5 protein-coding genes are annotated in these 13,039 nt (G+C 70.1%); all 5 read left to right on the top strand.

The window, feature by feature from the left end; genetic code table 11:
- Positions 1-392: 392 nt before the first annotated feature.
- The 5 genes from istA (at position 393) to PGB27_RS09160 (ending at position 12,952) form a co-directional block, all read left to right on the top strand.
- Positions 393-1,814, top strand: a complete 1,422-nt coding sequence (gene istA, locus PGB27_RS09180) for an IS21 family transposase (protein WP_274200062.1) — start codon at positions 393-395, stop codon at positions 1,812-1,814.
- The gene (istB, locus tag PGB27_RS09175) at positions 1,811-2,599 is read left to right on the top strand and encodes an IS21-like element helper ATPase IstB (protein WP_274200061.1); all 789 of its coding nucleotides are present in this window, start codon (positions 1,811-1,813) and stop codon (positions 2,597-2,599) included. The genes istA and istB overlap by 4 nt, the downstream gene beginning before the upstream one ends.
- A gap of 1,490 nt (positions 2,600-4,089) precedes the next feature.
- Positions 4,090-7,608 (top strand): exonuclease domain-containing protein, encoded by a 3,519-nt coding sequence (locus PGB27_RS09170; RefSeq protein WP_274200060.1) that lies wholly within the window; start codon positions 4,090-4,092, stop codon positions 7,606-7,608.
- On the top strand, positions 7,605-10,595 hold the full coding sequence (locus PGB27_RS09165) for a DEAD/DEAH box helicase (protein WP_274200059.1): 2,991 nt from the start codon (positions 7,605-7,607) through the stop codon (positions 10,593-10,595). Before PGB27_RS09170 ends, PGB27_RS09165 begins: the two co-directional genes overlap by 4 nt.
- A complete protein-coding gene (locus PGB27_RS09160; protein WP_274200058.1) occupies positions 10,592-12,952 on the top strand; it encodes a hypothetical protein in 2,361 nt (786 codons plus the stop codon). Before PGB27_RS09165 ends, PGB27_RS09160 begins: the two co-directional genes overlap by 4 nt.
- Positions 12,953-13,039 lie beyond the last annotated feature (87 nt).

The raw sequence follows: 13,039 nt of genomic DNA, 5'->3' as shown, positions 1-13,039 counted from the left end.
GAGCAGAGTGACCTCGGCCGCACCCTCAGCTTCCGCGAGCTCATCACGAACATGACCATCAGAGCGCGGCGCCTCCGCGCGATGCTTCGCGCCTGCGCCGTGGTGCCGGGTGGGCTTCAAGTGACTGTTGGTGCCGAGCCACTGCGGGCCGGGGGCCGCGGCGTTCGGAGTGCCGGCTTCGCGGCGGCTCAGTCCTGCGACCGTCGCTGTGGACAGGGGGACCCTGTGCGGGGACGGGCTCACGTGTCGCTGTAGGTACGACCTGACATGTCGTTGGTCCGGCGCGTCGGACCGATCGCTCATCTCAGGGAGGGACCACCCTCCGGGCTTGTCAGCCGCCAAGCAGACCAGCCCGGAGGGGGTCGCCCGTGATCCTGCCTGTGGAGGCATGGATGGACATCAGGAGGTTCGCCCCGCTACGCGCGGCAGGGGCGACGTGGACCGAGATCGCGGCCGAGGCCGGCTGCGATTGGCGCACCGCACGTAAGTACCTCTCGCCGGACGCCCCGGTCGGCCCGCCGCGGGCGCCGTCGCGGGCGGGGACTCAGCCGCGGCTGGTCGACCCGTTCGTGGAGGTGATCGACACCTGGCTGCAGACCGAGCCGCGGCTGCGGGCGTCGGTGATCCACGAGCGGCTCGTGGCCGACTACGGGTTCACCGGGCACTACCAGCGGATCAAGAACTACGTCCGCGACGCCCGGGTCCGCCTCGAGCTCGCCGCCGACCCGAGTGAGCGGCCGCCGGCGTTGCACCGCCGCTTCGAGGTGACCGCCGGCGCGCAGGCCCAGGTCGACTGGGGCGACGAGGGCATGATCGAGACCCCGGCGGGGCGGCGGAAGGTCTACTCGTTCCACATGACGCTGTCCTACTCGCGGGACCCGTTCGTGTGCTTCACCCACGCCCAGGACTTGGCGACGTTCTTCGACTGCCACCGCCGGGCGTTCGCCCACTTCGGCGGGGTCCCGGCCACGATCGTCTACGACCGCACCAAGACCGTGGTCCGCCGTCACGTCGCCCCCCGCCAAGCGGTGCCGCTGCATCCCCAAGTGGCGGCGTTCGCGCAGCACTACGGCTTCTCGATCGACGTGCTCGCGGCCTACCGACCCACCGGCAAGGGCCGGGTCGAACGCCAGGTCCTCATCGCACGTGAGCACGTCCTGGCCGGACGCGAGTTCACCTCGCTGGTCGAGCTGGATGCCGCCTTCGAGCGCTGGGTGCCGATCCGGCGGGCCCAGACCCATCGCACCCACGGCGAGGTCATCGGGCTCCGTGCGGCCCGTGATCACGCCGCGCTCGCGACGGTGCCGGCGCGGCCGTTGCTGGTCTCGGAGTCGCACCTGCGCCGGGTCGGGCGGGACTCGATGATCTCCTTCGAGGGGTCGTCCTACTCGGTGGCCGCCCGCGCCGACGACGGGCGGGCGACCAAGGCCGGGCAACGGGTCGAGGTCCGCCTCGAAGCCACCGAGCTGGTCATCCGACGGCTGCCGCTCGATAGCCCGAACGGCACCGCGATCGAACTCGGCCGTCATCCTCGCGCCGGGCAGCGGGGGCAGCGGGTGGTGGATCCGGCGCACTGGGCAGAGCTGCCCGACGGTCACACCCGCGCCACCACCGTGGAGGCCACCCACGCGACAAGCGACGCCGCGGCGGCCCCCGAGGTCCCCGAGCCGGCCCCGACGGTCCGCACGGAGGCCATGGCCGGGCTCGCCGTCAAGGTCGTCCACCGCCCGCTGACTGACTACGACGCCCTGGCCGGGCTCGCCCCGCCCCAGCACACGGCCGAGCGCGACCAGTCGTTGGTCGGTGCGGCATGACCGAGTTGGTCACCACCCGCATCCACGACCACGCCACCCGCCTCGGGCTCCCACACCTGGCCGAGCACCTCGAGACCCTGGTCGACCGCGCCGAGGCCGACACCATGGGCTACCGCGAGTTCGTCGACCTGCTGCTCGGCGAGGAACTCGGCCTGCGCGAAGGACGACGCCTGCGCACCGCGCTCAAGCTCTCCGGGCTGCCGCACCACAAGACCCTCGACGAGTTCGACTTCGCCTTCCAACCCGACCTCGACCCCCGCAAGGTCCGCGACCTCGCCGCGCTGCCGTTCCTGCCCCGACAAGGCACCGCAGCCAGCACCGCGAGCAACGTGGCGCTGCTCGGCCCACCTGGCACCGGCAAGACCCACATCGCGGTCGCGCTGGCCGTCGCCGCCTGCCAAGCCGGCCCCTCGATCTACTTCACCAGCCTCGACGACTGCGTCCGCCAGCTCCGCGCCGCCGAAGCCGCCGGGCGCTTCGCCAAGAAGCTCCAGACCTACCTACGGCCCTCGGTGCTCGTTCTGGATGAGGTCGGCTACCTGCCCTGCGACCGCGCCGCGGCGAACATGGTCTTCCAGCTGATCAGCCGCCGCTACGAACGCGGCACGATCATCCTGACCAGCAACAAGGCCTTCTCCGAGTGGGGCCAGGTCTTCACCGACGAGGTCCTGGCCACCGCCATCCTCGACCGGTTGCTCCACCACTGCGACGTCGTCGCCATCAACGGCCCCAGCTACCGACTCAAGGACCGGACGCTCACTCCAGCGGCAGCCGCCATGCCATAGTCACCCCACGCTGGCCAACGACACGTCAGGTCGTCCCCCGACCGACACGTGAGCCCGTCCTCCGACAGACCCGTGAGGTGGGCGCCCGAACCCTCACCCGGCTACACCGCCGTCTTCGATCGTCCATCTCGCCATGCCCCGGACGCGCCAAGGTGATGACAACGGCTCCTGCGCGTACGGCGCGGGACGAAGCGCAGGGTCGGGGCCAGGGGCTAACAGGTGGGTCATGAGACGATTCAGGATTGCCACCTTCAATCCCGAGAATTGCGATGAGACTGCAACTGGGGTGCGACCGTCACTCGACGAGCGGATCGCGCTCATGCGCCCGCAGATCGTGCGCCTCGACGCCGACGTCGTCTGCTTCCAAGAAGTCAGCGCCCAGGAACGCGACGGTCAACCGCGCGACCTGCTAGCACTGCGAGCCTTGCTCGAGAACACCAACCTCGCGGGCGCCGAGCTCGTAAGTACCCGAATAGGTGGGCGGAACGGCGACCTCGCCAACGAGCGGTAAGTAGATTTCGTCTGCGCCGGGCCTCGACCGACGGTGAACATGGCCTTCTGGTCGGCCACCGCTAGTGTGATCAGGTGAAGTCGGATCTCTGATTGCCCTTGGCGGGGCGGCCCGCGCTGGACCGAGCCCGACCCGCCCAGCGCCGACGAGGCGCCCGCCTGCTCAACACCGCCTGGCGCCACCCGGAGCTGGCGGCGCGCTCGTCGCGCTCGTGCAGCGCGGCGAGATACAGCCCCACGTCGAGGCACCGGTATACGACGCAATGATCGTGGCCACCTGACCCGTCACAACGTTGCTCTCCCAGCCCCGTCCCAGCTCGTCGCTCGCTGTCGTGCCGTCGCGCACCCCGCGCTGCGTACTGCTTGGCTCTCGCCGTAGGTGCTGAAGCGGCTAGCCAGTCTCCTGCCGGCAACTCTGCGTGCCCGAGGACCCTCGACAGCCTGCAATCGGTAACGAGCGCGACGTTGGAGACGACAGCTCATCAACGGCGTTGGGGGGCGATGACAGCGATGAGGAGTATGACCACGCTCGCAGCTGAGCGCCGTGAATCTCGGTACCTGGACGTGGTCCGTTCGGCGCCCGCGCTGGCACGGCCGGGCATGGACCCATGTCGCGGGTGGCGCGCGGCGCGCCCTCGCAGACTCGGCACATGCGCAGGCACAGGGGCTCACGCGGACGTTGAATGTCTCAGCAGCCGGCCGATAAGTTTGGACGAACGACGCCGTGGATCGGGGGGAGCGCGATCGGCACATCTTCGTCGCGCTAGCTTCGGCGCTACTTGCGGCTGGCGCACAGATCACACTCTTCGCGAGCGAGCCTACCTCCGCGTGAGTCCATTCGTCATACGGCGTTGTCGCGGCCTGAACGCACTTACCCCGAGCGTCACCAGTCCCGCTCAGACTAGGCCAGTGCCTGCCGATACTGTTACCTGACGCACCCGATCACGCGGTGCACATTGCACGACGCGAAGGAGTCAGCGTTGGCCAAAGTCGCCGGACATAGTGCGGCGTCCCCGCACGCCCAGCGGCTCGCCACCCTCGCCCTAGAGCACCTGCGCGACCACCCTGCACTCAGCGTCGACGAGCTGCTCACGGCCGTCATGCGCCGCTTCCCCGGCCAACGCCGCGAGCGTTTGGCCGCACTGCTCGACGAGGCCGTCGCCACCGGTCTTCTCCACCGCGACAGCCCCGGACACATCAGCGCACCCAGCGGCCCGACCGTACGAGCCGCCGTCGCGCCCACCACCGGTTCGTCCGCCGACGCCACCGCCTCCGGTGCGGCCGTCACTACCTCGACGGTAGACACCACGACTCTGCCCGCGCCCACCGATCCTGCCGAGGTACCACGTAGCGAACCGCCGACCGATGCGCCCGACGCCGTCGGACGCGCCCTGCGCGCCGTCATCGTCGACCTCGAGTCCGTCGTGCACACCACCACCAGCGACCCGTACACCGACAAGCGGATCTACCAGGTCGGCGCCGTCCGGCTGAGCAACGACAGCGCCTGGGTCAGCGAGCAGCCGCAGTTCAGCGCCTACGTCGAACTTCCCGACGACACTTGGGTCATCCGCTCCAAGCGCGTCCGCGAGGCGCACGCCGCAGCGGCCGTCAGCCCAAGACAAGCGCTGGAGGACTTGTACGCCTATACCAACGGCACCGACTTGATCGTCACCTACAACGGCACCCAGGCCGACTTCCCGCTGCTGAGCGGCACCGCCGCCCGCGAGGACCTGCCCGACCTACGCGGCACTTACGTCGACGCTCTCTACCTCACCCTCGCGTTATACCCGACCGCAACCCGGCACGCGCTCGCGCCCCTTGCCGACGACCTCGGCATCGACCGCACCGGGCTCGGTTGGCACGACGCCGTCGACGACAGCGAGCTGCTCGCCCGCGTCCTGCAGCACTGCGCACAGACGTTCGCCGCGATGCCGGTCGACCGTCAGGACCTGCTCGCCAGCCTGACCGCCGACTCCCCCGCCTGGGCCCTGGTGCGCTCATTGGCCGCCGGGCACCTCGGCGCGCCGGAGGACGAGCTGCTTGGCGACGAGCGCGTCCACACCACAGCAGAGGTCGCCGGCGTCCTGAACTCCGACCTGGCCGGGCATACTCCGAGGCGCAGCCCCACCGGACCGGTCGGACGCACGGCGGTCAGCGTGAGGACAAGCTTGCGCGGAGCTGACGGCAAGGTCGACGTCACCGCTCTCGCCCGCGCTGTCCGTCCCGGCGCCGCACTGCGACAGCCGCAGACGCAGATGACCCATCAGATGCACACCTGGGTCGGCCAGGCCAGCTCCGGCCTGGTCGAAGCGCCCACCGGCACCGGCAAGAGCTTCGCCGTGCTCGCGGTCGCCCTGGACTGGCTCGCTGACGACCCCGACCGCACCGCGATCATCACCACCGCGACCAAGCAGCTGCAGGCGCAGCTGGCCGCCGACGTCGCGCACCTTGAAGCGGCAATACCCGGGCTGCTCAACGCCTCCGACGTCGTCAAAGGCAAGGCCAACCGGCTGTCGCTGCGCGCGCTGACGCTGTCGCTGAGCGATGCAACCGCGCTGCTTGCCGCGCCGGCCGTTCCCCGGCGCAGCCGCATCACCAGTCGTAACCGCTTCCTCGGGCGCGTCATCTTCCGCGAGCTGCTCGCCTACCTAACGCTGCGTCTCATCACCTCCACCACCGTCGAACAGTCCTGGGCTGCACACTCGGTCGACCCGGTCGACGTGCCGCTGTTCTTCACCGGCTACAGCAACAACGCCGTCAGCATCTGGCTCGAGTCGCTATCCCAAGCGAACACCGGCGAGTACGAAGCGGCCGCCCCTACACCGCTGGCCGTCCACACCGACGGAGTCAAGGAGGCCCTGCTCGGCCACCGGCTCATTCTGGCCAACCACGCGCTGCTGCTCGCCCACCTCGATGAGCTGTCCGACCTCGGCCCGGACACCCTGCTCATCCTCGACGAAGCCCACCAGCTCGAAGACAGCGCCACCGGCGCCCTGACCGCCACACTGGACTACCGCCTGGTGGAGGACCTGTACAGCGAGCTCGACAGCTGGACCCGCGACGCCCGGCCCGGCATCGAACGCGACCAGGCGACCGAAAGTGTGCGCAACCTCGGCCTGCTGCTCGACCACGAGGCGCTGCCCAAGATTGCTGGACAAGCGTTCGACGGGCGCGGCACCGGCGTCGGCGCCCTAGTCGGCTCACGCACCGTCACCCTGGCCAGCCCGTACAGCGGCGCCAGCGGCGCCGGACAGGTCCGCTACCTGATGGGCCAGCTGCTGCGCCTGTCGGGCATGTGCGACGTGCTCGTCGGTACCCTGTCGGCCTACCGCGGCGGGCACGCCGCCAGCATGAGCTTCTACGACCTCGAACGCCTCGACGCCCTCGTCGTCGGCGCAGCCGAGGTCAGCGCCACCGCGCTGAGGATCGTTGCCGACACCGACGCTGCCCTCGGCCTGCCCGCCCCCGGCACCGCCGGAATGGCCGGCACCGGCCAGGGCAGCACGCCCGGCGGCAGCCCCGGCCCAGACGACGGCCCTAGCACGGGAAACACCAACGACGACAGTTGCGCCGGAAGCGGCCCCGCACCCGACGACGCCACAGACGACCCGGGCGGCGACAACGACGAGACGCTGCCGCTCGACGCGACCGACCCTTGGGGCGAATCCGACCCTGACGACCTCGACCCCGACGCGGCCCAAGGCCCCACCGGCACGGGCGACGGCGACCTGACCGACCACACCAGGACCGGCGACGGGGCGGCACCGGCGCTGGGTGAATTGCCGCCCGGCACCACCAATCAGGTCGTATACGCCGAGGAGGTGGAAGCGCTACGCGTCGAGCTGCGCCGCTACCGCTTCCGCATCAGCACCAGCCCGATCGAGCTGCCCGCCGACGGCACCTGGCAGCAGTTCCTGGCCACCTTCGAGCGCACCTACTTCGTGTCCGCCACGCTGCGCGTCGCTGCACAGTGGACCTTCATTCAGAGCAGGCTTGGGCTGCGCAGCACCGTCCCGACCCTGCACCTGCCGACACCGTTCGATATGAAGAACCAGGCCGAGCTCCTCTGCCTGGCCGACTTCCCCTCCTGGGCCGAGCAGAGCGACGGCGCGATGCGCACCGTCGCCCACCAGCTCACCGGCTACACCCGCGAGATGATCCAGCCGGTCCTGGACGAGGACGACGAAATCCCGGACTACGATGCTCGCGGCGGCTTCGACGGCGGCGCGATGGTCCTCACGACCGCCAAGAGCACCGCCGCCGGGATCAGCCAGTACCTGTCCGAGAGCCTGCGACGCGACGGCGACACCACCCCGGTGCACAGCGCCGTCCTGCTCGGCAACCCCCGCGCCGTTCGGCAGTTCGACAGCCCCACAGACGGGGGCGGCGTCCTAGTCGGCACCAAAGGCCTGTGGCAAGGCGTCGACATCGCCGACCCCGACCGGCTGCGCCTAATCTGGTCAACAAGCTTCCGTTCGCGCCGTTCGCCGCCCCCGTGATCGAAGCGCGCCGCGCCGCCGTCGTCGCCCGCGCCGACGCCGCCCACGCCGAAGACCCCGACGCGGTCGCCACCGAGATGTACTACCTGCCGTTGGCCGCGCTCCAGCTGCGGCAGGCCGTCGGCCGGCTCATTCGCTCCGAGCAGCACCGCGGAATTGTCATCATCAGCGACCGCAAGCTCGCTGGACACACCGCCCTGCGACGCGCCTACCGCGAGACGTTCTTGGGCAGCCTTGATGCCGGCCTGCTGCGCGCCGACCCGGTGACCGGCGAGCGCACCGGCGGCAATGTCATGCCGATGACCGACGCCTGGGCGCGTATCTGGGCCTTCTACGCCCGCAACAATCTGCTCGACCCGGCCCGCGCCGGCGAGCTGTCTACGCCGCAGGCGCTGCTCGAGCACACTGTCCTGCCGCAGACCCGGCGCATCCGTGAGCTCGCTCTCACCGCCGAGGAGGTCACGCAGCACCAGGCGAGCGGCATGCTTGTCGCCGAGGTACTCAACCGCTGCGCCCAGGTCGGCGGGCTGCTCAAGCTGTCCGACACCCCCACCGGGCTCAAGAGCTCACAGCAGGCCGTTATCACCGCCGTTGCCGAGGGCCGCAACGCCCTTGGACTGCTGCCGACCGGCTTCGGCAAGAGCTACTGCTTCCAGCTACCCGCGCTTGTGCTGCCCGGCGTCACCCTGGTCATCAGCCCGCTTGTGGCGCTCATGCATGACCAGGCGCTCGAGCTCAACGGCAGCATCGGCGGCGCCGTCCGCGCCCTGGTCGCTCCGCTGCGTGAGAGCAGCAGCCGCGCCGGAAAGACCGAAATCGCCGACCAGCTGCTCAGCCGCGCCAACCATCACATCAAGCTCATCTACGCCAGCCCTGAGCGCCTCGGACAGCGACGCTTCCGACAGATTGTCACCGAAGCGGTCCGCACCGGCGTGATCAGCCGCATCGTCATCGACGAGGCGCACACGGTCGTACAGTGGGACGACTTCCGCCCATCTATGCGCCGTGCCGCACAGTTCCTGGCAAGGCTGCGCGCCGACCACGGGCTGGCTGTCACCGCGCTGACCGCCACTGCCAGCCGCACCGTCCATGCCGCGCTGCGCACCCAAGTGTTCGGCCTCGACGCCGACATCCCCACGGTCAGGAGCGCCGAGGCGCTCGCCGAGGCCAGCGCGGCGGGGTCGACCGGACTGGTCACCGTCCGGGAGAACCCGATTCGGCCTGAGCTGGCGCTGTTTCGCCGCTCGATCAGCCCTGCCGGGCCGACCGTGAACGCCGGGCTGGCTGAAGAGGTCGTCGACCACATAGAGGACCACGCGATCTTCTACTGCCTCACCGTGCGAGACGTCGTCGCGCTGCACGCCCACCTGCGCGACTATGTGGGTGATGGCACCGTGCGGGTTCGGCGCTTCCACGGCCGGCTCACCGAGGCCGAGAAGCATGCCACCATGACCGAGTTCCGCGAGGCGCCCCGGTTCAAAGACGAGGGGTTCGCGCCGATGCTCATTGTCGCGACCAGCGCCTTCGGCCTCGGCATCAACCGACCCGACATTCGCACCGTCTTCTGCGTCAGCACCCCCACGGACCTATCTCAGCTGTACCAGCAGGTCGGCCGGGCCGGCCGCGACGTCGCCGGATCCGCCACCACCGGCGCGCCCGCCGAGGGCACCACCGCTGAGATCGCGAGCGGTACCGCAGCGGCAGCCGCGACGCCGCCGGCTAACGTCGGGCTGGCGCTGCTCACCCCGCGCGGACTGCGCACCGCCCGCTTCATGACCACAAGCGACTTGCCCGCGACACTGCTTGTTCGGATGGGCAAGGCCGTCCTGGCCGTCCACAACGGCGTCTTGGACGCCGGCACCATCGCCGACCGGCTCATCGCCGAAGACGTCGACGCCGGCCGACTCAGTCAGGACGACGCCGCCAAGTCACGCACCAGCGAGCAGTACACCTCCGGCGTTGTGCGGGCATTCGCCGCCCTGTCGGCGCTGGACGTCGTCGACGACCTCGGCGACTTCCCGCCGCTGTGCACCATCAAGCTCGGCGAGCTGCGCAACAGCGGCGATCAGGACACCGACCCGACCGAGCAGGCCGTCGTCGACGCGATCCTGGCGCTGCCGGGTCGCAGCGACGACCGCGCCAGCCTGCACCGGGCCCGGCTGCACGTCCCGAGCCTGCACCGGCACCTGAGCGCGACCGTTGAGCGCTACGCCGATCTCGCCGACGACCCGCCTAGCACGTGGCAGCTGCTGGCAGATCTGCACGACCGAGGCCAGCTCGATGTGTCCGCAGCACCCAGCCGCAAGCTCGTCACCGGAATCGCGGTGCACACTCCGACGCTGCCTGCCGGGTACGCTGTCGCGCTGGCCGGCAAGACCGCGCGCGCTGCGGAGGAGATTCGGCTCCTGCACGACTTCTTCACCGACCGCAACACCTGTGCCAACCGCAAGTTCGCCGACTACTTCGGCGTCGACACGCTGCCCGACGGATGCTGCAACACGGCCGCGAACCGGTGCTCGGCCTGCTGGGACAACGACATGACCATCCCCGTCGAGCAGAAGCCACCCGCCGCTGGTGACGCGTTCAACATGCCCAAGCCGCGTCTGGCCGGCGCCCGCACCGACAGCAGCGTCCGGCAGAAACGCCTCGACGAGCAGGTGTACCGGCTAGTCTGGGCCGACTACCGAGGCGTGCACGCGCGCGACGTGTACCGGGCGCTACGTGGCGAGGACTCCTACTACCACCCGATCCGTCGGCGTCGGGTTCGCCTGCGCCACAACCTCGTCGTGTCCCGCTACTTCGGCGCCCAGCACATGGTGAAGCTCGACCAGATCGAGGACAGCCTCGCCCGGCTGGAAGCCGACGGTCGCGTTGTACCGCTCGGACACGGCATGTGGCGCGAGCGCGGGCACGCCGACCGGGCCGCCGCCGCAGCCGGCCGCGCCGCCGCAACCGCCACGCCGCTTCCCGCCGGGACAGCCTCGTGACCACCACCGTCCCGCCTAACAGCACCACCAGCCGCCCGGACGCGGGCGCGCAGCGGCAGGTCGCACCGACCGCTCCCGAACCGACGCGCTCGGCCGCCGCCCGCCCATGGCGCCCGTACGCCGACCCCCCGCTGCTGACCCCGGCGATGACGCTGGGACCTGAATACGTCCCGGCCAGCCAGATGCAGGCGCTGCGCCGCTATCTCGGGGCGCTCGTCGCCGCCCGCAACACCCCGGTCCACGTCAACGTCGCCTTCAACGCCTGCTACTTCGGGTATGACCTGACCACCGGCTACGCCGGGGCTGCTGTGGACCCGGCCAGCTTCCCAACCATCGCGCTCGGCCAGACGATCGACGCGCTGCCCGTTGGGGCTCTAATCAATGTGGCGTCGGGCGGCGACCCCATCTGGGCAGAAGTCGTCTACAAGGAGGGCGCCCATTCCGAGCTCGGGGACGACGGCGCCGTGCCGTCCTGGCTTTCCGGCGCACCCGCCGGCGTGACCGGCCCAGCGCAGAGCGATCTGGACAGCCAGCCGATTCTGCAAGAGCGGCTCGTGCTCGACCTCGATGTCTTCGGGCTCGCGCCGACCGCCGCGCAGCTAGCTCGCCTGACCCGACGCGGCCGCTTCGACGAGCTCGGCCACGTACTCGTCGGCTCCCGCTACGCCACCGCCGAAGTCGCCGAGCTCGACGATGCCGGCTTCTACCGGCACTACCTGCTCGGCGCTGGCCACCACCTGCTGTTCAGCACCGCCGCCCCTGCGCCACTGCCGCTGCTGCTCACCGAGGACGCCGAACCCGAACAGCACCAGGCAGCGCTCGACGGGCTGTTCGCGACCGTGACCGCCGCGCTCCGCGAGCTCGACACCGCCCGCATGTGGCAGTCCTATGCCGTCTCCCGAGCCGGCCTGTCCGCCCGGCTACGCAGTTGCGATGCGCTGGGCGCTGACGACATCGCGTCGCTGGCGAGCTCTACCGCGCGTAGCGCACTTCCCGACCGGAGCCGCCGGCTTGACGCGGCCCGGCGCGTGACCTACACAGCTCTCGGATCGAGGCTGCGCTGCATCGACGGCGCCGCCGCCCCGATGCACGGGACCCGATACGCCGTCGTCGTCCTACACGCCAACCTCATCTTCGCCGACTACTTGCGCGACGATGCCAAGGACGGACTGCTGTTCGGCCAGGTGCATATGCGCTTGGACGACTCCTGGCAAGGGGGTGGAATCTGGCGGGCAGAAGCACCCGGCAGCGCTCATGCGCTGCTCGACCCGACCGTGCCCCGCGGCTTCGGCTGGGCCGAGACGCTCGTGTCTGTACCGCCTGCCGCTGTCGAAGAGCCCACTGCCGAGACCGAGCCGGAACCGGAACCGGCGGAACCGGAACCGGAACCGGAACCGGAACCGGAACCGGAAGATGGGTACGCCGACGACGAGCTCGACATCAGCGACTCACAGATCAGCTGGGCCGTCGCGCTACGCGCCGCACACATCGACGCCGGGCTGCTCACGCTGCCGCGACCGGCCGCAGACGTATTGATTAGCGACCGGCGCGACGGCACCCGCATGCGCCTGCTGCTTCACCACGACGGGTACCAGCTCGACGTCACCGACGCGACCCAGATGGCCACCGCCGACCTGCACAGGCCCCCCGCGGTGCTGACCGGCGTGTCCTGGCCGATGGACTACTTCCCCGGAATTCTGCTCACCGTCACCTGGCCCCGCAACACCCACACGCTGCGGATCACCAGCACGCTGCTGGATATGCCAGTCACCATCGACGACGAACTCGAGATCGAACACCGTTACGACCCACGCATCGTCACCCGGGACGCCCTCGACCGGACTGGCAGCAGCAGCAGCGCCACCCTGGCGCAGCGCATTCTTCGCGCCGTCCGACGCCTCGGCCTAATCGATCCTGACGGCGTTGCTCGCCTGGCACGTGATCAGCTAACCCAAGAGGTGTACGGCAGCAGCAGCGAGCAGACAGAACAGGCCCTAGACGCAGCCGTCGCGCAGCTACTAGAACGCGAGGCGCTCACCCAGGACACCGGCTCGCGTACCTCCGATGGAATCGCGTTCCCGGCCGTCGCCGGACAGCCGATCGTGCCGCTGCTCTGCTACACACCCAGCGTAGTGAACGGACCGCCGCGACCGCGCCGGTTCCAACGGCTAGACGCACGTTTCCTCAGCACGCACGTCGTCACCGGTTTCCTGCGCCGCATCGACCACCTAGGGCAAAGCGCCAGCCCGGACGCCCGCGCCAACTACCGCGAGTACCGGGCGCGGCACGAGCTGGCCGGTCCGGCCGAGCTGCCCGAGGGATGGACGTTCGTACGCCCGCACGAGCGCGGGAGCTGAGTCCCGACGCGAGCTGAAACATGCGACCGCGACCGTGGGCCTGCGGCCGGGACAGAATGCCAAGTTGACCGCGAGCTGCCACACGCG

It is taken from the genome of Actinomycetospora lemnae (assembly GCF_028737315.1).
Taxonomy (GTDB): Bacteria; Actinomycetota; Actinomycetes; order Mycobacteriales; family Pseudonocardiaceae; genus Actinomycetospora; species Actinomycetospora lemnae.
Note: the sequence above shows the minus strand (reverse complement) of the source record. Positions and strands in the feature narration are given on the sequence as shown.